Annotated in this window: 21 protein-coding genes; 10 read left to right on the top strand and 11 right to left on the bottom strand. The window is 69.9% G+C overall.

The annotated features are described in order from the left end of the window. Positions 1–110: 110 nt before the first annotated feature. Entirely contained in the window at positions 111–563 is a 453-nt protein-coding gene (locus ACFYX4_RS37485) for a VOC family protein (protein WP_389343688.1), read from the top strand. Positions 564–694: 131 nt separating this feature from the next. Here ACFYX4_RS37485 and ACFYX4_RS37480 read toward each other — a convergent pair whose 3' ends face one another. From ACFYX4_RS37480 to ACFYX4_RS37460, 5 genes are all read right to left on the bottom strand, one after another. Further along, positions 695–1,915 (bottom strand): low temperature requirement protein A, encoded by a 1,221-nt coding sequence (locus ACFYX4_RS37480; protein ID WP_389343685.1) that lies wholly within the window; start codon positions 1,913–1,915, stop codon positions 695–697. A gap of 27 nt (positions 1,916–1,942) precedes the next feature. Continuing rightward, positions 1,943–2,371, bottom strand: a complete 429-nt coding sequence (locus ACFYX4_RS37475) for a hypothetical protein (RefSeq protein WP_389343682.1) — start codon at positions 2,369–2,371, stop codon at positions 1,943–1,945. Then, positions 2,368–3,501, bottom strand: coding sequence for a 4Fe-4S binding protein (locus tag ACFYX4_RS37470; protein ID WP_389343679.1), 1,134 nt, complete (start codon positions 3,499–3,501; stop codon positions 2,368–2,370). The genes ACFYX4_RS37475 and ACFYX4_RS37470 overlap by 4 nt, the downstream gene beginning before the upstream one ends. 302 nt (positions 3,502–3,803) lie before the next feature. After that, complete coding sequence (locus ACFYX4_RS37465; RefSeq protein ID WP_389343676.1) at positions 3,804–4,373, bottom strand: TetR/AcrR family transcriptional regulator; 570 nt, start codon at positions 4,371–4,373, stop codon at positions 3,804–3,806. 548 nt (positions 4,374–4,921) lie between these two features. Beyond that, entirely contained in the window at positions 4,922–6,421 is a 1,500-nt protein-coding gene (locus tag ACFYX4_RS37460) for an MFS transporter (protein WP_389343673.1), read from the bottom strand. Between the two features lie 425 nt (positions 6,422–6,846). Here ACFYX4_RS37460 and ACFYX4_RS37455 point away from each other — a divergent pair, with 425 nt between their 5' ends. The 9 genes from ACFYX4_RS37455 to ACFYX4_RS37415 all read left to right on the top strand — a co-directional run bounded on the left by ACFYX4_RS37455 (position 6,847) and on the right by ACFYX4_RS37415 (position 12,765). Further along, on the top strand, positions 6,847–7,008 hold the full coding sequence (locus ACFYX4_RS37455; protein ID WP_389343670.1) for a hypothetical protein: 162 nt from the start codon (positions 6,847–6,849) through the stop codon (positions 7,006–7,008). Between the two features lie 126 nt (positions 7,009–7,134). Beyond that, on the top strand, positions 7,135–7,836 hold the full coding sequence (locus tag ACFYX4_RS37450; protein WP_389343667.1) for an SDR family oxidoreductase: 702 nt from the start codon (positions 7,135–7,137) through the stop codon (positions 7,834–7,836). Positions 7,837–7,861: 25 nt separating this feature from the next. Continuing rightward, positions 7,862–8,740 carry an alpha/beta fold hydrolase gene (locus tag ACFYX4_RS37445; RefSeq protein ID WP_389343664.1) on the top strand — a complete coding sequence of 293 codons (879 nt, stop codon included), beginning with the start codon at positions 7,862–7,864 and terminating at the stop codon, positions 8,738–8,740. A 33-nt stretch (positions 8,741–8,773) separates the two neighbouring features. Beyond that, the gene (locus ACFYX4_RS37440) at positions 8,774–8,917 is read left to right on the top strand and encodes a hypothetical protein (RefSeq protein WP_389343661.1); all 144 of its coding nucleotides are present in this window, start codon (positions 8,774–8,776) and stop codon (positions 8,915–8,917) included. After that, positions 8,914–9,030 (top strand): CocE/NonD family hydrolase, encoded by a 117-nt coding sequence (locus ACFYX4_RS37435; RefSeq protein WP_389343658.1) that lies wholly within the window; start codon positions 8,914–8,916, stop codon positions 9,028–9,030. Before ACFYX4_RS37440 ends, ACFYX4_RS37435 begins: the two co-directional genes overlap by 4 nt. 99 nt (positions 9,031–9,129) lie before the next feature. Beyond that, positions 9,130–9,726, top strand: a complete 597-nt coding sequence (locus tag ACFYX4_RS37430) for a TetR/AcrR family transcriptional regulator (protein WP_389343655.1) — start codon at positions 9,130–9,132, stop codon at positions 9,724–9,726. A 109-nt stretch (positions 9,727–9,835) separates the two neighbouring features. Next, positions 9,836–10,597: an NADPH-dependent F420 reductase gene (locus ACFYX4_RS37425; RefSeq protein WP_389343652.1), complete on the top strand. Its 762-nt coding sequence runs from the start codon at positions 9,836–9,838 to the stop codon at positions 10,595–10,597. A 395-nt stretch (positions 10,598–10,992) separates the two neighbouring features. Then, positions 10,993–11,187, top strand: a complete 195-nt coding sequence (locus ACFYX4_RS37420) for a hypothetical protein (protein WP_389343649.1) — start codon at positions 10,993–10,995, stop codon at positions 11,185–11,187. A 426-nt stretch (positions 11,188–11,613) separates the two neighbouring features. Continuing rightward, positions 11,614–12,765, top strand: a complete 1,152-nt coding sequence (locus ACFYX4_RS37415) for an acyl-CoA dehydrogenase family protein (RefSeq protein WP_389343646.1) — start codon at positions 11,614–11,616, stop codon at positions 12,763–12,765. Here ACFYX4_RS37415 and ACFYX4_RS37410 read toward each other — a convergent pair. The 6 genes from ACFYX4_RS37410 to ACFYX4_RS37385 form a co-directional block, all read right to left on the bottom strand. Further along, entirely contained in the window at positions 12,759–13,304 is a 546-nt protein-coding gene (locus ACFYX4_RS37410; protein ID WP_389343643.1) for a PaaI family thioesterase, read from the bottom strand. The two genes, ACFYX4_RS37415 and ACFYX4_RS37410, sit on opposite strands and share 7 nt — an antisense overlap. 38 nt (positions 13,305–13,342) lie before the next feature. Continuing rightward, entirely contained in the window at positions 13,343–14,317 is a 975-nt protein-coding gene (locus ACFYX4_RS37405) for an LLM class flavin-dependent oxidoreductase (protein ID WP_389343640.1), read from the bottom strand. Then, positions 14,314–16,821: a GNAT family N-acetyltransferase gene (locus ACFYX4_RS37400; RefSeq protein ID WP_389343637.1), complete on the bottom strand. Its 2,508-nt coding sequence runs from the start codon at positions 16,819–16,821 to the stop codon at positions 14,314–14,316. Before ACFYX4_RS37400 ends, ACFYX4_RS37405 begins: the two co-directional genes overlap by 4 nt. Positions 16,822–16,844: 23 nt before the next feature. After that, positions 16,845–17,924 (bottom strand): amidohydrolase family protein, encoded by a 1,080-nt coding sequence (locus tag ACFYX4_RS37395; RefSeq protein ID WP_389343634.1) that lies wholly within the window; start codon positions 17,922–17,924, stop codon positions 16,845–16,847. 84 nt (positions 17,925–18,008) lie between these two features. Further along, positions 18,009–18,986 carry an electron transfer flavoprotein subunit alpha/FixB family protein gene (locus tag ACFYX4_RS37390; RefSeq protein WP_389343631.1) on the bottom strand — a complete coding sequence of 326 codons (978 nt, stop codon included), beginning with the start codon at positions 18,984–18,986 and terminating at the stop codon, positions 18,009–18,011. A gap of 63 nt (positions 18,987–19,049) precedes the next feature. Continuing rightward, on the bottom strand, positions 19,050–19,811 hold the full coding sequence (locus ACFYX4_RS37385; RefSeq protein ID WP_389343727.1) for an electron transfer flavoprotein subunit beta/FixA family protein: 762 nt from the start codon (positions 19,809–19,811) through the stop codon (positions 19,050–19,052). Between the last annotated feature and the right edge of the window lie 97 nt (positions 19,812–19,908).

Below are 19,908 nucleotides of genomic sequence, written 5' to 3'. Positions count from 1 at the left end.
CGTCCGTAGCCGACTGGCAGCGTGTGGCCGAACTGCGGACCATGGACGGGAGTGATGAATGGGGGGCGGTATGCGCGTGTTGAAGCAGCTCACAGCGAAGGGACCCGCCGATGCAGCGAGAGGACCTGCCCGCCCCGGTCACCGGGGTGTGCCTCACCCACTTCCTGACCGTGCGGGACGTGCCCCGGTCGCGTGCCTTCTACTCGGAGGTCCTGGGCGGCAGTGTGGTGTTGGTAGAGAACCCGTGCATCATCAAGCTCGCCAACGGCTGGATCATCATGAATCCCGGCGGCGGCCCGACCCCCGACAAGCCGGACGTGACCCTGCGGCCGCCCGATGACCCCGGCACCACATCGAGCTTCCTCAACATCCGTGTGGCCGACATCGAGGCCTGCTACAGGGAGTGGAGCGCCAAGGGGGCGGATTTCCTCACTCCGCCCATCGACCGGAAAGCCGAGTTGCGCTGTTATCTCCGCGATCCCGACGGATACCTCATCGAGGTCGGCCAGGCCACCGGAATGCTCGAAGGGGTGTACGCCGACCCGCCCGCCGGAGCGAGGTGACCGGGCCGGAGCGGACCGGCACTATTTTCCCTTGGCCGACCGGCGCTTCTTCCCCCTTGTCAGAGGCAGGCCGAGCCGCTTCCGTCGGTCGGCCTGCCCGCGCGGCGACCGTTCGCCCGGCGGTCTCAGGGTTAGTGGTGAGCTTGGTGTTCGTGGCGGATCCGGTGGCGGTCCTCGGCGAAGTGGATGGTCTCGAATGCCACCAGGGCGGCCATCGCGGCGGTGAGTACCGCGAGAGTGGCCAGCGCGGGAATGTGCGGCCCGACTCCCAGCAGTGACAACAGAGCGATCGCCAGTGCCGCGTCCCGCTTGTTGACGACGCCCAGGACCCGCCAGGTGAACGCGACATGCCCCAGCAGGTACAGCGAGACGCCGCCGACCAGCGCAGCGAGCCCGACGCCCTTCAGCGGGTCGGCGAGATCGTGGTGCGCGGGGTCGCCCACGTACGCCAGGACCTTCTTCAGCCCCAGCGCGAGGAGCACCACGCCGGCGACCAGCGGCAGGTGCAGATAGCTGTAGGCGTCGCGCGCCAGCCGGGGTCTGTCGGCGTCCGGCGTGGCGGCGAACGCGCGCTCGGCCGCGAGCGCGGTGACGTCGAAGTAGGACCACCACAGCGCCGCCGACAGGACCAGTCCCAGTACCGCGGCGGCCACGATCGGCATCGAGATCGGAAGCTCGGCGATGCCTACGCCGACGGCCACGATCGACTCGCCCAGCGCGATGAGCAGGATCAGGCCGTGCCGTTCGGCGAAGTGCCCGGCCGAGGGGAGCCGCCACCCCCGCGCCCCGCCCAGGTAGTTGCCCAGGTAGTCCGCCGCGAGCGCCGCGGCCCACAGCGCCGTCTGTGTCGGCCCGTCGGTCGCGGCCGCGATCAGCAGCAGGATGGTCGCCACGAGCATCGACGGCGCGAAACGCAGCAGCTGCCCGCGCAGGCCCGCGTCACCGGCGGAGATGATCCAGAACAGCACCAGGTGCAGGGCACGGAACAGGAAGTAGCAGACGGCGACGACGACCGGGCCGTACAGCCCGCCGGGGAGGTCGTCGAACGACTCCGGGATGCTCAGGGCGAGGACGAACATCACGGCCATCGCGGCGAACAGTCCCAGTCGGCTGATCCCCTCGTCCGCGCGTGTCACGTTGCCCACCCACGAGTAGCAGACCCAGCTCCACCACAGCAGCCCGAAGATCAGCATGCCGCGCAGCATGCCGTGCCAGGTGAGATCCGCGGCCATGAACGCCGTGACCGCGGTGAGCGCGAACACGAAGACCAGGTCGAAGAACAGCTCCAACGGCGTCACCGCGCCGCCTTCGCGCTGTATTTCGGTCCGCAGCGGACCTCGGGGCCTATTCATGGCGACAGGTTGGCACACACACCCGGATCAGAAGACGTCACCCACGCCCGGCACAGCCGAGCAGCCGCCCTGGGAGCAGCCCTGGCCGTCGCACAGCAGTAGACGTGGGCCGCAGCCCACAGCCAGCACGCGGCACGGCCCACCGCTGACCGCCCCGACGGCGCGGCGTGCGTGCTCGCCTGCAAGCTGCCGGCAGCCGATCTTGTACCCGCTCGCGGTCGACTTCTTGATCGATTCGGTGATCCGAGCCCCGAAGTCGACATGCTTGCTGCCGAGGGAGGCTTCCTTGTGGGCGTCGAGCACGTCGGCAGGCAACTTGGTCAGGTGATCGACCGGACCGATGTCGGCGCCGATTGAGAACACGGCGAACAGCAGCGCGGGTACGCCCGTGATGACGCCGTTCGCGGCCCACGGCGACTCGGTACACAGGACACGGAAGGGGTGGACGCCCCTCATGACGTACGTGTCTCCCGGTTCTCCCGGTCGGTGGACGTGGAGCGTTTCGCCGGGGGATGCCAGCCGCCGGTCACTTCCCTGACAGGCTTGTGGGGGAAGCGACGCCCGGCGTACTCCTGTGCGTGGGAGCCAGGCAGGACGTACAGGGTTTCCTTCTTGTCCTGGAGCGGTCGCAGCACGGTGTCCATGAAGGTCTTGCGGTCGTCCAGGTACGGGCCCAGGACGTCCTCGCCGGCGGGGCAGACGGCAAGGCAGTAGCCGGACTTGTAGCCGGGCGGTGAGCTCAGGCTCTGCCACATGGAGGCGCTCTCGGAATCGCTGACACGGGAGCGGTAGTCGGCGGCGTCCTCGCTGTCGGCTACGGTCTGCGCCCAGTCGGTGAATCCGCTCATGAACTCGCGGTAGTTGTGTGTAGTGCAGGCCAGTGCGTCGAAGGCACCGTCCTTGGCGATGGCGCCGACCGGGCAGGCGGCGACGCACAACTTGCAGTCGATGCAGGGGTTGTAGTCGAGCTTCTGCCCGTACTCGCTGACCTCCGCGTCCACCAGGACGGTGACCAGCAGGACGAAGCTGCCGAACTTCGGGTGGATGACGTTGCGGTGCAGGCCCATCACTCCGAGTCCGGCGGCCACGGCTACCGTCTTGTGCGCCACCACCCAGATCCGCTCGCTGGGGAAGCGGTCCATCTCCTGGGGAAAGCCGACCGACGGGTTGAGGGCGCGGTAGCCGGCGTCCTGAAGCGCCTGGGTGACGCTGCGGGCGGCGTGGTTGGCCAATTCGTCGGTCTGGTGGAACTCCTGGTTGGCCACACTGCGGGCCGGGGAGCGGCAGTTGTCGCGGTTCATCCGGACCGCCATCGCGATCAGGGTGCGGGTCCCGGGCAGCGCGGCCTGTACGTGCTCGCGCTCGCCGGCCAGGTCGGGGTGATCCAGGCTGACCGGGGCGGCGTCGTCCGCGCCGGCTGCGAGGCACAGCTCGCGGAGCCATTCCGCGTCGATCACCGCCGACGGGCGCGCGATGCCGCCGGTCCTGCGCAGGGCGAGTACGGCCTGCACCGACGGGTGGGTTGCCAGCTTCGCCGGAAGCCTGGGACGAGTGGGTTGGCCCTCGGTGTCGCGCGCGGCAGTCATCCGTGCTCCTGGGGATGCGGGTTCGAGGCTTGCCATCACGGCGAGAAACCGATCAGTTTCATTACCGTAAACCGATCGGTTTCCGGGCGCAAGCCCAAGCGGTGAGCCGCTTCCTCAGGCTGTCGATCAAGTTCCTTGCGGACGTTGGTGATCGAGCGCTCATCGCCGCTCTTGCCGCTGTCGGGCCCCTTCGGGCGGCTATGGCACGAGGGTGACGCCGCGGGCGTTTTCCGGTTCGCCCGAGGTCGGCTGCGACTCGCCGGGTGCATCGGCCGCCGCGGCTACTCGTGAAGCGCGATGCGTCAGCGCATGTGCGCCGCATCGAGCAGGACCGTCACGGTGGGGGCGATGAGCCCTGCCGGCGTGTCGGCTTTGATTCCCGCGCGGGCGCTGGCGCCGTCGAAGACCAGGCTGAGCTGCCGGGCCAGCAGGTCGGGATCGCTCGCCCTGCCCTGTTCGGCCTCGGCGCGGAAGAAGGCGGTCAGGTTCGCTTTGATCCGGCGGGCCACCTGGCTCGCGGGGTGGCTCGGGTCTTTGAGCTCGATCTGCACGGCGAGGTACCGGCAGCCTTGGAAGTCGGGTGCGCCGGCCTGTGATTCCATCTGCTCGAAGATGTGCAGGATCCGCTCGCGGGGTGGACGGTTGTCGTCCGTTGCGGGAAGGAGCGTCGCCACATAGGCGGAGGCGCGTTCCTCCAGGCTCGCTGCCAGGAGTTCGTCCTTGCTCTCGAAGAGCTGGTACATGGAGCGCTTCGATACCCCCGCCGCCTTGCACAGCGCGTCGATGCCGATGTTGACGCCGTCGCGGTAAGTGAGCGTGGCCGCTGCCTCCAGTAGCCGCTCTCGGGAGCTTGATTTCGCCTCGGTGGTCATATTGCGAGGTTAACTCGATTCCAGCCCGTTGGAAACCGATCGGTTTGCAGGACTTGTCGTCGCGATCTACGGAGCTGCCCACGGCCGAGCGGGTGGATGGACACGGTGCACTCCCTGGAGGGTGTGCCGCCCCGTCACCCCGAAGCCTGGGAGTGCGGCCGCGATGAGGCCGACAGTCATCATCATCCAGTACCGGGGCAGGCCCGCCTCGTCTCGGGCGCCGCGGTAGAGGATCGAGTGGATACCGCTGGTGAGCTGTTGTGGCGGCTCGAGCACTGCGAGGAAGGGGTAGAAGCGAGGCGGCGTTTCGATGGGGGCGACTGGAGGTCGGCACCGCCACCGCGATCCCCAGTGTCGGTGCCCTCGCCGGCGAGTCCATCGGCCTCGCAGATTCAGCCCACAGGGCGGGTGCCCGCTACCGGCGATGATCGGCTCACTGGCGACGGAACGCACGGGATCGTCTCGGGGATGCCCCTGTCCTGCGCTGATCGGCGCGCCTGGAGGGCGCCGATCAGCGCAGAACATTCACCACCACGGTGAATTCGGACTCAGTGGGCGATCACAGGCTCGCCCTCCGACGGCGCCAGAGTCGAATTCGGCATCAGGAACGCCGTGAGCACCGCACCGACCACGAAGATCCCGGCGCCCCACGCCAGGGTGGCCGTGTAGCTCTCGACGCCGGCCTGCGCCACGGTCAGTGCGCCCGGCTTGTGCGAGGACAGGTAGTCGGTCGCGGCCGACGATGCCACGGTGGTCAGCAGCGCCGTACTGATCGAACCGCCCACCTGCTGGCTGGTGTTGATCAGCGCCGAGGCGACGCCCGCGTCCTCGTGGTGCACGCCTGCGGTCGCACCCTGGAACGCGGTGGTCATCACCCCACCGATACCGAGACCCAGCAGGATCATGCCCGGCATGATGTCGGCGACGTAGGCACTGTCCAGAGTGAGCCGGGTCAGCAGGGCCATACCGGATGCGGAGACCAGGAAGCTGACGCTGACCACGACCTTCGGGCCGACCTTGGGCAGCAGCAGTGAAGGCACCGTGGTCGACGAGGCGACGATGCCCCCGACCATCGGCAGGAAGGACAGACCGGCCTCGATCGGCGAGTAGCCGATGCTGGCCTCCAGGTAGTAGGTCAGGAACAGGAAGATCGAGAACATCCCCATGCCCAGGACGAACACGGCCAGGAACGAACCACCTCGGGTCCGGTCCAGCACGACGCGCAGCGGCAGCAGCGGATGCGCGACCCTGAGCTCCAGCCAGGCGAACACCGCGAGCAGCGCCACGCCGCTGATCATGGAGCCGAGGGCGACCGGGTCGGTCCAACTGGTGGATTCGACGTGCGCGAACCCGTAGACGATGCCGAACAGCGCGGCGCTCACCACGACGGTGCCAGGAATGTCGATCTTGGGCCGCTCGGTGAGCGCGGGCTTGGCCAGCAACAGCAGCGCACCGACCAGCGCGACGCCCGCGAAAATGACGTTCACGTACATCACCCAGCGCCACGACGCCCATTCGGTGAGCATGCCGCCGAGCAGGAGTCCGACCGCGGCGCCCGCACCGGACAGCGCACTGAAGATGCCAAATGCCTTCGGCCTTTCGGCCGGGTCGGTGAAGGTCACGCTGAGCAGCGAGAGCGCCGCGGGCGCGAGCAACGCGGCGAAGAGGCCCTGGGCCACGCGTGCCGCGACGAGTATCTCGAAGCTACCGGCCGCGCCGCCGACGACGGATGCGCCCGCGAAACCGATCAGGCCGGTCACGAAGGTCGTACGTCGGCCGAACAGGTCGCCGAGTCGGCCCCCGAGCAGCAGCAGGCTGCCGAACGCCAAGGCGTACCCGGTGATGACCCACTGTCGGCTGCCGTCACTGAAACCGAGATCATGCTGCGCTTCGGGCAGCGCGATGTTCACGACCGTCGCATCCAGCGTGACCATGAGCTGCGCCACGCCCAGCACGACGAGCACCCACCAGCGCACGGCATGTGAGCCGCGGCGGCCCGAGTCGGTTTTCCCGGAGGCGGGCGCCCCGCGGTCGAAGGTGGTACTCACTGTTCCCCTTTAGTCGCTGGTCATGGGCCGACACATCGATCGGAAACCGATCTGTTTCCACTCAGGAAAACAGATCGGTTTCCTCGGTGCAAGCGAACGGAGCGCTTCTGGCCTCGGAGTGACCCGTCAGAGTTGAAGCGCGAGTAGCCGATGTTGCAGCCTTGGCGGGCGACTGGTTGCTCGTCGTCGCGGCACGGCTGTTTCGTCCACGGAGCGTCCATGTCGGCGTCGGCGCCCTGTGTCGCACGGTCGAGACCGCAGGGCGCCCCGGGCGTACTCGGCCGGTGGGGTGACGGTCTACGGCGACGCCGACGATCAGGGAGCCGACCGACCCATCACCGGTCGCATCCCGCGCGTCACCTGCTTCCGGCCGTCGGACCGGCATCAGCGACGGACCGGCATCAGCGATCTCAAGGCTCCCGACGGTGCAGAACGCCGGTCGATTCGCCGCCGAGTCCTGGAACGTGAAGAGAAGCCGCCTCGGGCTGCGCGGCCTCGTCTTCGGCGGCGGGATGGTCGTGGGCACGGCCGCCGGGCCGAAGCGGGTGCCCAAGTTCTCCGTGGCGGCCGTCACGATCCGCGGCTGAAGGCGGTCGTTCCCGGGAGCCTTCGGCGCTCCGCCTCCACCTCACGCGCCCGACAGGCTTGCACTTGGAAACCGATCGGTTTACCGTGATGAAAACCGATCGGTTTCTCATTCTGTGGAGAGAGTCATGACTGCTCTTAAGGGCGCGAACGTCTTCGTCACCGGCGGCAGCCGGGGCATCGGCAAGGCCGTGGTGGAGGAGCTGTACGCGCGTGGCGCCGGCAAGGTCTACGCCACGGCCCGCGATCCGCGCAGCGTGACGCACCCGGACGCGGTCCCGTTGGCGCTGGAGGTCACCGACCCGGCGTCGGTGGCGGCGGCAGCCGCGCAGGCGCAGGACGTGACCGTGCTGATCAACAACGCCGGCGCGTCGGTCGGCGCGTCCTTCCTCGACTCCCCGGTCGACGACGTACGCCGGGAGTTCGAGACCAACTTCTACGGCCCGCTGCTGGTGGCCCGGGCCTTCGTGCCGGTCATCGAGCGCAACGGCGGCGGCCACCTCCTCAACGTGCACTCCGTGCTCTCCTGGATCGCGCTCGGCGGCTCCTACAGCGCCTCCAAGGCCGCCCTGTGGTCACAGACCAACTCCATGCGCCTGGAACTGCTGCCGCGCGGCATCGCCGTCACCGGACTGCACGTCGGCTACGTCGACACCGACCTCACGGCCGACGTCGACGCACTCAAGTCCGACCCCCGTGACGTGGCCGCGCTCGCCCTGGACGGCATCGAGTCGGGCGCTCACGAGGTGCTCGCCGACGACATCTCCCGCCAGGTCAAAGCGGGCCTCGCCGGCGACCTGGCCGGTCTGTACCCCCAACTGGCCAAGTAGCCCCCTAACTCAAGGAGTCGGCGAGATGACCGCCCCCGAGTCACGTCCCACGATCCACATTCCGGGGACCACCAGCCACACCCTCGCCCCACGCCCAGGACGCGGCGGCCGCGAGGGGGCACTGCGCTACCTCAAGGCGGGCACCGGGGCCCCGCTGGTCCTGCTGCACACCGTGCGCACCCAGGCCGAGCACTTCCGCCACCTCATCCCGCTGATCGCGGACCAGTACACCGTGTACGCGCTCGACCTGCCCGGGATGGGCTACTCCGAGATCGTGCCCGGCGCCTCCTACGACGAGCCGGCCATGCGTGCGGGCGTCGAGCGGCTCCTCGCCGAACTCGACCTCCACGACGTGACGTTGGCAGGGGAGTCCATGGGAGCGGTGCTCGCGCTGACCACTGCCGCCGATCTCCCGGAGCGGGTACGGCGCGTCGTCGCGGTCAACACCTACGACTTCCGCGGCGGCATCGCCCGCTCCAGCCTCCTCGCCCGGGTGGTGATCAGCGGTGTTCTCGCCCCGGGGGTGGGCCCGGTCATCGCCGGGGTGGAGCCCAAGCCTGCCCTCAGCAAGATCCTTCAGGGGGGCCTCGGCGACAAGACCGCGCTGCGGGAGGACTACGTGGACGAACTGCTCCGGGTGGGCGCCCGCCCGGGCTACCCGACCGTTGCCCGGGCCGTGTACCAAGCCCTGCCCAGCCTCATCGCGGCGCGCTCGCGCTATCGCGAGGTCGAGGCGCCGGTCCACTTCGTCTACGGCGAGAAGGACTGGTCCCGTCCCTCGGACCGGCAGGCCAACAAGGAGCTGCTCCCGGCTGCGGACTTCACACAGGTGCCGAAGGCGGGCCACTTCATCGCCCTGGAACGGCCCGACGTACTGGCCGACCTGCTGACCGCGACGGCCTGACCTCGCGACCCCTGACCTGACAAGACGCAGAGCATGGCAGACATCCGGATCGAGGTCGACGTCCCGGCGCGGATGCGCGATGGCACGGTGCTGCGCGCGGATGTCTACCGGCCCGGTGGCATGGGACCGTGGCCGGTGCCGCTGAGCCGACTGCCCTATGGCAGGCAGACCCCATGATGACCGTCATGCTCGGTCCGCCGGCGGCTGCCCGGCGCGGGTTCATGGTGGTCATCCAGGACACCCGCGGCCGGTTCGCCTCGGAGGGGGAGGGGGAGCCTGTGCGGGACTGAAGCCGCTTGACCGGACGGTGCCTCCGCTTTACTGTGGAATCAGTACGGAGGTAGCCTCCGTTTTATCGTGGCTACAGGATCGCGTGACCAGGAGGGCGTATGAGTGCCGGTGGGCAGCAGGGGCGCAAGCCTCGTGCGGACGTCCAGCGCAATCGTGCCGCCCTCCTGGAAGCGGCACAGCGTCACTTCCTGAGGTACGGGGTCGGTACGTCCCTGGAGGCGGTGGCCAAGGAAGCGGGCGTCGGGCCCGGCACGCTGTACCGGCACTTCCCCACCCGGGAAGCGCTGTTGGCGGCCGTCCTACAGACGCGCTCCGAGGAACTGGTGGCCCGCCAGGCGGAGATCGCGCGACTCGGCGACGCCGACAAGGCGCTGGAGCAGTGGCTGCGCGCGCTGGAGGAGTACTTCAGTGCGTTCAGCGGGCTGCCGGAGCCGCTCATGACCGCGGCCAGGGCGCAGGATCCGGACAACCCGCTCACGCTCCCCTGTGACACGGTCATCACCGCTACCGAGGAGTACGTGCGGGCCGCTCAGCGGACGGGCTGCGTGCGCAAGTCGGTGAAGGGCTACGACCTCTTCCTCGCGGCCATCTCCGTCGCCTGGCTCAAGGGCGCCGGCGCTGCCGACGAGGAGTCGCTGGACCGCGTTCGCGCGCTCATCGCCACCGGCTACCGCGCACGGAACGCCGAGGCGTAAACCTCTGGCGGGCGATCGCCGGAGTCCGGGCACCACTGGACTCCGGGCCGTCTCCCGCGCCTTCATTTCACAGCCCCGCAGTGATCACTCACATCGCGCCGCCCTGGGAGTGGTGCGCCCGTCGGAAGGACAAAACATGAAAATTACTGTTATCGGCGCTGGAGCGATCGGCGGCAATCTCGCTCGCAAGCTCGGCGAAGCCGGTCACGACGTCCAGGTGGCCGACGCCCGTGGGCCCGAGGCCGTCGACCCGGGCGTGCTGGAGACCGGCGCCCGCGCCGTGGCTCTTGAGGACGCCGTCAAGGACAGGGACGCCGTCATCCTGGCCATCCCCTTCGGAGTGGCGGGACAGCTGGCCGACCTGTTCGCCTCCGTACCCGCCACAACGGTGGTCATCGACACCTCCAACTACTACCCGCACCTCAACGGGAGGATCGAGGCCGTCGAGAACGGCGCGGTGGAGAGCGTGTACACCTCCGAGCTCCTCGGGCGCCCCGTGGTCAAGGCATGGAACGCCGCCCTGGCCGAGACCCAGCGAACGAAGGGCCTCCCGGCGGGCACCCCGGGCCGGATCGCCATCCCGGTCGCCGGCGACTCCGATGAGGCGAAGCGGGTGGCCATGCGCCTGGTGGACGACACCGGATTCGACCCCTACGACGCCGGCCCGCTGGCTGACTCCTGGCGTCAGCAGCCGATGGGCCCCGCCTACTGCACCGAGCTGACCCTGGAGGAGCTGCCGGGGGCCCTGGCCGCGGCCGATCGCGTCAAGGACGCGGCGGTCCGGGAAAGCATGGGGCAACGCTTCGCCGCCCTCGGTGCCGACCCCACCCTGGAGGACGTCGTAGAGATGAACCGCGCCGCCCACCGGTGACCACGCCTGCCGCCGCCCCGCGGCCGGGTCCTCCGGCACCGCGTTCTCCCCCCTTGCGTCCTGAGCCTCGTTTTCTCGCCTCGTTCGGAGGAGGGTCTATGACATCCCGGCAGCTGCTCTTGTGCATGGAGTTCACCAGCGGCTACGGAGCCGAGCCCGGGGCACGGCGCCTGCCTGGTGCGAACCTGTCCAGCTACACGGACATGGACCGGTTCGTGCGCTACGCGCAGGCGGCCGAGCGCGGCAAGATACAGCTGCTGTTCTTCGCAGTACGAGCGTGCGCACGAAGTCGTCCAGATCGTGCAGGCGCTATGGGGCAGTTGGGAGAAGGAAGCCTGGGTCCGTGACATCCCCGCCAGACAGCCCCCTCGAACTGCAACACCCAGCCGTGGAACGTGCACATCGTCTCCGGCGCGGCACGGGACGCCCTGAGCAATGAACTCCTCAAGGCGTACGAGGAAGACCGGACCTCACCCGACTTCACCTCCGACTACGGTGAAGGCATCTACCGGCAGCGGTCGCACCAGCACGCGGCCATCGTCCATGGGGCCCGTGGCGTGGAGCGCTCGGACCGGGAGGGCAGGAAGTAAGTCATCCGCGAGAACCTGAGGTTCTACGGAGCGCCGCACGTCGCCCTCCTCTTCATGCCCGTACGCCCAGAACTTCCTGCTCTCGCTGACCGCACGCGGATACCGGGGTATCCCGCAGGCCGTCCTCGGCGTCTACGTCGGCACTGTCCGCAGGTCCCTCGGCGTCCCCGACGAGTTCAAGCTGCTGTTCGGTATCGCCTTCGGCGTCGGCGATCAGACATCACCCATGCACGATGTCAGCATGGGACGCATCCCACTGCAGGAGAGCGTGATCCTGCGCGACACCCCCGGGCGTCCTCGACAACCCCTACCAGGTCTCTGCGGCACCAGGTGCTCTGTTCGGTTCGTAGGCATGATGTCCGCTCGCTATCAGCTAACATAGGATAATTAGATAGATGAATGGGCTAATGCTGGCGAGGAGTGGCCGTGGACTTCGGGCTGACCGACGAGCAGGACCTGTTGCGCGCGACGGCACGGCAGTTCGTCGCCGACGTGTGCCCGGCCGAGAAGGCCAAACGGTGGGACGAGGAGAGCGCCGTACCGCCCGAGCTGTTCCGCGGGATGGCCGAGCTGGGGTGGTTCTCGCTGCCGTTCAGCGAGGAGGAGGGCGGCGACGGCGGCGGACCGCTCGAGCTCGTCCTCATCGCCGAGGAGCTGGGGCGGGCGAGTTTCGATGTCGCCATGTGCTACATCGGGGTGCTCATCCCCGGGCTCACGGTGTTCCGTTGGGGCGACGAGGCGCAGCGCGACTTCATCCGGGACCACGTGATGACGGGGCGCCACCGGCTCGCCGTCGGACTCAGCGAGCCGGACAGCGGGTCCGACGCCGCCGCCCTGCGCACCACCGCCGAGGACCACGGGGACCACTTCCTCGTCCGGGGCCAGAAGGCGTGGTGCACGGGCGGCGGACTGCCGGACACGACCATCGCCACCTATGTGCGCACGGGGCCGCGCGAGCCCAAGCACGGCGGCATCAGCCTGCTGCTCGTCGACCCGTCGACGGAGGGCGTCGAGGTACGCCGGACACCGACACTGGCCCGGCACATCCTGGGCACCAACGAGGTCTTCTTCAACGACGCCCTGGTGGCGAAGGAGAACCTCGTCGGCCCGCGCGACGAGGGCTGGAAGGTGATGCTCTCCAACATCGAACTCGAGAAGGTGATCATCAGCGGCGGCTATCTGGGCGCCGCCCAGGCCACCCTCGACGAGATGCTCGAGTACTCCCGCACACGGCACGCCTTCGGCCGGCCGGTGGGCAACTTCCAGGCACTCGCCCACGCCATGGCCGACCTGCAGACCGAGATCGACTCCGCCCGCCTGCTGGCCTACCGGGCCGCCTGGCTGCTCGCCCAGGGCAAGCCGTGCACGCGCGAAGGATCGATGGCCAAGCTCAAGGGGTCGGAGACCTATGTGGCCGCCGCCCGGCTCGGGATGCAGGTCTGCGCGGGGCACGGCTTCTCGACGGAGAGCGTGATGAGCTTCCGGTACCGGGAGTCGATCGTCGCCACCATCTCCGGGGGGACCAGCCAGATCCAGCGCAACGGGATCGCCCGGAGCATGGGACTGCGTTCCTACTGACCTTCGGTGTCCCCGCCCTGTCCGGCCAGCCACTGCGCGTGCCGCGCGTAGTGGCTCTGGTCACGGGTCACCCAGATCCCGGAGGCACGGGCCAGCACGGCCCCGCCCGGCGCGAGCGTGAGCTCGCCCGCGATGTACCAGCGTGATCCCTCCCGCCGGTCGGCCCACACCCGCAGCTCCAAAGGCCGTTCCACCGGCACCGGCTTCACGAAGCTCACCGTCAGCTCGGCGGTCACGCTCATCACGCCGTGCAGCAGCGGGAGATGGCCGAGGCAGTCGTCCAGGACGGCCGCCGTCCAGCCGCCGTGCGCGACATCGGGCCCACCCTCGTGCGAGCGCGGGCAGCTCAGTTCGAACCGGGCCACGCCGTCCTCGTCGAGCCGTTCGCGCTCCACACCCAGTCGGCACGCGCCAGCGGAACGGCACCCACCGCAGAGGGTCACGCCCCCGGCCGTCCGGGGCGGCTCGGTCAGTCCCGATCCCGCCCAGTGCCCGTTCGGTGCCGTCACTTCGGTCCCGCCGGTGCCCGTCGTCGACATGATGTGCTCCTCGGTGTGTCTGTCCGTCTGTCCGTCCGTCAGGCGTCGGCGAGCAGCGGGCGCAACTTTCCCGCCATCAGCTGCACTTGGCGGACGACCATCTCCTCGGGCATACCGGCCAGGGAGGCCCACAGGAACACCCCCTCGACGGGCAGTCCGCTCACGTACTCCCTGATGGCGTCGGCGACGGTCTGCGGTGTGCCGTAGAGGAACTGGCCGACGCCGGTCGCGCTCAGTCCCGTCTCCCGCCATCTCTCGGGGTCGATCGGGCGAGGGGCGGGCTGGTCGGTCCCCTCGACCATGTACCGGCGGTAGCTGTCCCACTGGTACGCCAGGTGCTTGCGGACCACCGGCCAGTCGCCGTCGGGGTCCTCGGTGACGAACGTGGTGAACGAGCCCTGCATCCGGCCCGCCGACACGTCGTACCCGCTCTCGGCGAGCCCTTCCCGGTACGGCGTCAGCAGCGCCGGGTTGAGCGACAGCAGCCCCGTGCCGAGCCGGCCGGCCCGCCGGGCGCCCTGCGGGCCCTGGTAGCCGAGCCAGATCGGCAGCGGATCCTGGACCGGTCCGGGGGTGACCAGCGACTCGGCCCACAGGCCGCGGATCTCCCGTACCCGCTGGTCGGTCGTCGTGTAGCGCTTGCTGAGGTCGCCGCCGTACAGCCGGTACTCGGGCACCCGGTAGCCGGTGCCGAGGCCGAGGTCCAGGCGGCCGTCACTGATGATGTCGACGATCGCGGCCTGTTCGGCGATCTCGGGCGCCGCGTGCAGCGGGGCGGGGACGACAGCGGTGCCGAGTCGCACCTGGCGTGTGCGGGCCGCCGCCGCGGCCGCCATGGTGAGGGGCTGGGGGAGATAGCCGTCCTCGAAGCCGTGGTGTTCGGAGAACCACACCGAGTCGAGGCCCAGCCGGTCCGCCTCCTCGCACATCTCCAGGGCGAATCCGTACACCCGCGACCAACTCTGCCGCCAGGGCGGGGGATTGCGTAGGTCGAAGTAGATGCCGACTCTCATGAGCGGCCACCTCCCTTGGCGTTGCCGGCCAGCCGGACCGTCGCGTGGGCGACGGCCACTCCGTCCCCGGGCGGCAGCAGCCGTACCGGGCGCAGTTCCAGCGCCTCGATCTCGGGGAGGTCATCGACCATCGCCGAGATCCGCAGGACGGTCTCCTCCAGCGCCGCCAGATCCACCCCTGGGCCGCCCGCGCGGCCGTCCAGCAGCGGCGCCGCGCGCAGCGAGCGCACCATCTCCCGGGCGTCGCGGTCGCTGAGCGGGGTGACCCGGTGCGCGACGTCCGCCATGAGGTCGGCGTAGTCCCCCGTGAGCCCGAAGGCGACCACAGGGCCGAACACCGGGTCGGCGCGGACGGAGAGAAACGCGTCCGGGCCGGGGCGTGGACCGGGGTGCGGGTCGGTGTCGCGTACGGCTATTCCGTACGCGTCCAGCAATTCGGCGGCGACCGCTGCGGGAACCGGACCAGTTGCCCGGCCGGCGATCAGCGACCGGGCGCGCTCGGCGTCGACCCCCGCGAGGTCCGGAACGACGCCCGCGGGGGTGCCGCGCCAGGTCTGGTAGGCCGCCGCGTGCCCGAGCGAGACGGCCGCCGCCTCGGGGAACGTGTACGTCGGCACCACCAGGTCGCCCCGGTGCAGGAGATCGGCGACGCCCGCGCCGCCCAGGAAACTGGCCACCACCGGTTTGTCGGGCCGGGTAGCGGCAGCGTCGAGGATCGCCGACGCCACCTCGTCGGGCTTGTCGGCCAGCGGCGGCATGAACAGGACGACGGCCGCGTCGATGTCGTCGTCGGCCAGGACGGCGTCCAGGGCCTGGCGGTAGTGCGCGGCGGTGGCCGTCGGGGTCAGGTCGACCGGATTGGCGACGTCCGCGTGCGGCGCCAGGGCCGAACGGAGCGTCCGGCGCGTGCGCTGACCGAGTGCGGGAACGCACAGACCGCTCGCCGCGCACGCCCCGACCGTCAGCGCCGCCGGGCCGCCCGCATTGGTGATCACCGCGACCCGGTTGCCGGGCGGGGGCGGCTGGTGGGCGAGCAACAGGGCGACGTCGAACAGCTCTTGCAGACTGCGGGTACGGATCACCCCGGACTGGGCGAACAGCGAGCCCACCACCGAGTCCGCGTGCCCCGGATGTACCGCGACGATCGGTTTGCGCGGGGCGATCCGGCGGGCGACGCGGGCGAACCGGCGCGGATTGCCGAAGGTCTCGACGTGCAGCAGGATCACCGAGGTCCCCGGGTCCTCCTCCCACCACTGGAGCAGGTCGTTGGTGGACACGTCCACGGCGTGGCCCACCGACACGAACCCGGAGAAGCCGAGCCGCAGTCGCTTGGCGAAGTCGAGCACGGCGAGCCCCAGCGGTCCGGACTGGCTGGACATCGCGACCCGGCCGGGCGTCGGCAGGGCGGGCGAGAAGGTCGCGGCCAGCCGCGCGGCTGGCGTCGTGTTGACCACGCCCATGCAGTTCGGGCCCACCAGCCGCATCCCGGAGGCCCGGGCGAACCGGGCCAGCTCCAGCTCGGTCGCCCGCCCCTCGACCCCGGTCTCCCCGAAGCCCGTCGAGACGACGACCACCGCCTTGACACCGGCGTCCGCACAGTCCCGTACGACCTCGGGCACCGCCCCCGCCCGGACGGCCACCAGCGCCAGGTCCGGCGGCTCCGGAAGGTCCCGGACGCTCGCGTACGCCCGTACGCCCGCGATCTGTTCCGCCCGCGGGTTGACCGGGAAGACGCTGCCGCCGAAGCCGCCCCGCAGCAGGTTGGCGACGATCTCGTGGCCGATCGTCAGCGGGTCGCGGTTGGCGCCGATCACGGCGACCGACCGCGGTTCGAGCAGGGGTCTGAGCGACCGCCGTACGGCAGTGTGCTCGCGGCGCTCGGCCCGGGCCACGGCCTGGGCCTGCGGATCGACGGCGATCTCGAAGTGGATGATCTGGCCGGGCGGTCCGCTCTCGATCCGGTATCCGGAGCCGAGGAACACATTGATCATCCGGGTGTTGTCGGCGAGCACGTCGGCCTCCAGCACCCGGATGCCCCGGGCGCGGGCGGCAGCGGCGATGTGCTCCAGGAGCAGCCGGCCGAACCCCTCGCTCTGGTGATCGTCCCGGATGGTGAACGTGACCTCGGCGTGCTCCGGTTCCTCCGGATCGCGGACGTAGCGCACCAGCCCGGCGATCTCGTCACCGTCCAGGGCGACGAGCGCCAGCTCGTTGAGGTAGTCCACGTGCGCGCCGCGCCGGATGACGTCGTCGCGGGCGCGGACCACCGGGCCGAGCGAGCGGTAGGCCAGGGTGGCCCGGGACAGACCGCCGACGAACGCGACCAGACGGTCGGCGTCCTCCGGCCGGATGGGCCGGACGAAGGTCGACCGCCCGGTCCTGACGAGTCCGGGCCGTTCCAGGTCCTCGGGGTACGGGTCCCCGGCGTTCGGCCCCCCGGGGTTCGGGTCCCTGAGGTGCGGGTCCCTGGGGTGACGGTCCTCTGCATACGGGGGAGTGGTCACCGGAGTTCCGCCGTCGGCGCCGTTCAGACGGCCGCCTCCTGGGGAGTCTGCTCCGGCAGCTTGAAGAGTTCGTCGAAGGTGCCGCGCGTGACACGGTCGCGGGTCTCGTCGGACACACCGTCGAACAGATCGCGGAGCGTGGACTGGGTGTGACCGTAGGTGCCCTCCAGGTGGGGGTAGTCGTCGCCCCACATCACGTTGCGGTAGCCGGTCGCCTCGACGATCTCCACCGAGCTGCGGTCGTGCTGGAAGGACGCGTACACCTGCTGCCGGACGATCTCGCTGGGCAGCCGGCTCAGCTTCGGCCGGACGAACATGCCGTGCTGGCGGTACGCCTCGTCCATCCGGTCGCCGATGGCCGGCACCCATCCGGCGCCGCCCTCGGCGATCAGGATCCTGAGGTCGGGGTGACGGTCCAGCGCGCCGCCCGCGACCATGTGGGACACCACGCGCATCCCCGGGTAGGTCGTCTCCATGTAGTTGACGACCGCGCCGCCGGGCCCGCGGAAGACGACGTTCTGGGCGCCCGTGCCGATGTGGAAGCCGAGCACCATGCCGGCCCGCTCCGCCGCCGTCCACAGCGGCTCCCAGCGGTCGAGCGCGTACTCCTCGCCCTGGCGGGTCGAACACGGCAGGAAGACCGCCTTGAAGCCCAGCTCCGCCGCCCGCTCCAGCTCGGCGACCGCGTCACCGATGTCGGCCGTCGAGACGCAGGCGGTGGTGATGACCCGCTTGTTCTTGCTGAGGATCTCCTCGTGCGCCCAGTCGTTCCAGGCCCGTACGGTCTCCCGGGCGAGTTCACGGTCGGTGATCGAGACGAGCCAGAACCCCATGGAGGGGAAGGCCAGTTGGGACCACACACCCTCCTGGTCGAGGTCCTTGAGGCGGACCTTCAGGTCCCAGGCGCCCGGCGGACGCATCGCGTCCATGAAGTCGCCGAGCTGGCGGTCGATGCGCTCGCCGTCGATGTAGAGCATCTCGTACTTCTCGCCGCGCTCGCTGCGCGGGGCGCGGGCGCCGAGCCGTGCGGGCAGCCGCTCGGTCCACACGTCGGCGGGCTCCATCACGTGGGAGTCCCCCGAGTTGACCCAGATCTTCGACATGACGCTCCCTCGGGTCAATAGATGTAATCAGTTAGCGATTTTAGTTGTATGGGGCGCTGAAGGGAAGGTCGGAAGGGGTAAGGATCAGCTGCGGCGCCGCTCGATCTCGTCCACCAGCTGGGGCAGGACCTCGAACAGGTCCCCGACGACGCCGTGGTCGGCCAGCTCGAAGATGGGGGCGTCCGGGTCCTTGTTGACGGCGACGATGGTTCTGGACATCTGCATGCCCGCCCGGTGCTGGATGGCGCCGGAGATGCCGGCGGCGAGATAGAGCTGCGGGGAGACCTGTGTTCCCGTCTGCCCGACCTGGTGGCTGTGCGGATACCAGCCCGCGTCCACGGCGGCACGCGACGCCCCGACGGCCCCGCCCAGCGCGTCGGCGACCCGCTCGACGAGGGCGAAATTCTCGGCGCCGTTCACACCCCGGCCGCCGGAGACCACGATGTCCGCCTCGGTCAGCTCGGGTCGGTCGCCGCGCTCCCGTGGTGTGCGGGACAGGATACGGACGCCGGCGAAGGCCGGGCCGAAGGCGATGTCCTGCTTCTCGACGACGGGGTCGGCGGGGACGGGGTCGGCGGGGACGGGCTCGGGGGCGACGGCGTTCGGCTTGACCGTGATCACCGGCACGCCCCGGGTGATGTGCGCGATGACCTGGTGCGTCGCCGCGAACGCCGACTGCTCGGTCACCGGGCCGTCCGGCCCGGCGGTGACGTCGACGGCGTCGGTGATCAGCCCCGAGTGGAGCCTGAGCGCGACCCGGGCGGCGGCCTCCTTGCCGTCCGGCCCGGACGGCAGCAGGATCGCCGCCGGGCCGGTGCGCTCGGCGATCTGCGTGAGGGCGTCGACGACGGGAGTGACGAGGTACTCGTCGACCTCGGGGGCGTCCACGACGTAGATCTTCCGTGCGCCGTACCGGCCCAGAGCTTCGGTCGCGCTGTCGGCGCCCGACCCCAGGAAGACGGCCGAGGGTTCGCCCAATCGGCGGGCCAAGGTGAGCAGTTCGAGGGTCGGCTTGCGTACGACGCCGTCGGTGTGGTCGACGAGGACGAGGATTTCGGCCACGGTGATGCACTCCTCTTGCCGGAGAACGGGGCGGGGTGGGTCGGAAAACGGATCAGGGGCGGGTCAGATGAACTTCTTCGCGGTGAGGAACGCGGCCAGACCGACGCCGCCCGCGCCTTCGTCGACGACGATCTCGCCCTTGGCGCGCGGCGGGCGTCTGGTCGCGGTGTCCACGGCCGATCGTGCGCCGGCGCTGCCGACCTGCGCGGCCTCGATCCCGAGGTCGGCGAGGTCGAGGGTCTCCAGCGGCTTCTTCTTCGCGGCCATGATTCCCTTGAAGGACGGGTAACGGGCGTCCCCGGAGCGGTCGGTCACCGACACGACGGCAGGCAGGGCGCCCTTGATCCGTACGGTCGCGCCGTCGCCCTCGCGGCGGCCCGTCACCGTCGCGTTCTCGACCGCGAGCTCCTCGAGATGGGTGACGGCCCGGACGCCGAGCCGTTCGGCAAGCAGCGCCGGTACGACGCCCATCGTGCCGTCCGTCGAGGCCATCCCGCACAGCACGAGATCGAAGCCGTGCCGCTCGATCGCCCTGGCCAGGACAAGTGACGTACCGAACGCGTCACTGCCCTCGATGTCGTCGTCGTTGACGTGGATCGCCGAGTCGCCGCCCATGGCCAGCGCCTTGCGCAGGGCGTCCTTGGCATCGTCGGGGCCGACGGTGAGGTAGCTGATCTCGGTGTCGGTGTCCGACTCGGCGATCCGCAGGGCCTGTTCCACCGCGTACTCGTCGAGCTCGGACAGCACTGAGTCGACCGACGCGCGGTCGGTGGTGCCGCCCTGGGTGAAGGTGCGGTCCGCCGTGGCGTCGGGCACGTGCTTCACGCAGACAACGATCTTCACGGCGCCCTCCAGGTGGTTGAATGAGTGCTAATAGTTAACTATATAAATCGATGGATCGCGAGACCTGGCTCCGCCTGGG

This window comes from Streptomyces sp. NPDC002328, assembly GCF_042890065.1.
In the GTDB taxonomy this organism is placed as follows: domain Bacteria; phylum Actinomycetota; class Actinomycetes; order Streptomycetales; family Streptomycetaceae; genus Streptomyces.
This window is presented reverse-complemented; position numbering and strand designations above follow the sequence as displayed.

Bases quoted from the DNA above. Each gene is read 5' to 3' on its own strand.
- ACFYX4_RS37485 (WP_389343688.1), top strand. From the start codon at position 111: ATGCAGCGAGAGGACCTGCCCGCCCCGGTCACCGGGGTGTGCCTCACC.
- ACFYX4_RS37480 (WP_389343685.1), bottom strand. From the start codon at position 1,915: ATGAATAGGCCCCGAGGTCCGCTGCGGACCGAAATACAGCGCGAAGGC.
- ACFYX4_RS37475 (WP_389343682.1), bottom strand. From the start codon at position 2,371: ATGAGGGGCGTCCACCCCTTCCGTGTCCTGTGTACCGAGTCGCCGTGG.
- ACFYX4_RS37470 (WP_389343679.1), bottom strand. From the start codon at position 3,501: ATGACTGCCGCGCGCGACACCGAGGGCCAACCCACTCGTCCCAGGCTT.
- ACFYX4_RS37465 (WP_389343676.1), bottom strand. From the start codon at position 4,373: ATGACCACCGAGGCGAAATCAAGCTCCCGAGAGCGGCTACTGGAGGCA.
- ACFYX4_RS37450 (WP_389343667.1), top strand. From the start codon at position 7,135: ATGACTGCTCTTAAGGGCGCGAACGTCTTCGTCACCGGCGGCAGCCGG.
- ACFYX4_RS37445 (WP_389343664.1), top strand. From the start codon at position 7,862: ATGACCGCCCCCGAGTCACGTCCCACGATCCACATTCCGGGGACCACC.
- ACFYX4_RS37440 (WP_389343661.1), top strand. From the start codon at position 8,774: ATGGCAGACATCCGGATCGAGGTCGACGTCCCGGCGCGGATGCGCGAT.
- ACFYX4_RS37435 (WP_389343658.1), top strand. From the start codon at position 8,914: ATGATGACCGTCATGCTCGGTCCGCCGGCGGCTGCCCGGCGCGGGTTC.
- ACFYX4_RS37430 (WP_389343655.1), top strand. From the start codon at position 9,130: ATGAGTGCCGGTGGGCAGCAGGGGCGCAAGCCTCGTGCGGACGTCCAG.
- ACFYX4_RS37410 (WP_389343643.1), bottom strand. From the start codon at position 13,304: ATGTCGACGACGGGCACCGGCGGGACCGAAGTGACGGCACCGAACGGG.
- ACFYX4_RS37405 (WP_389343640.1), bottom strand. From the start codon at position 14,317: ATGAGAGTCGGCATCTACTTCGACCTACGCAATCCCCCGCCCTGGCGG.
- ACFYX4_RS37395 (WP_389343634.1), bottom strand. From the start codon at position 17,924: ATGTCGAAGATCTGGGTCAACTCGGGGGACTCCCACGTGATGGAGCCC.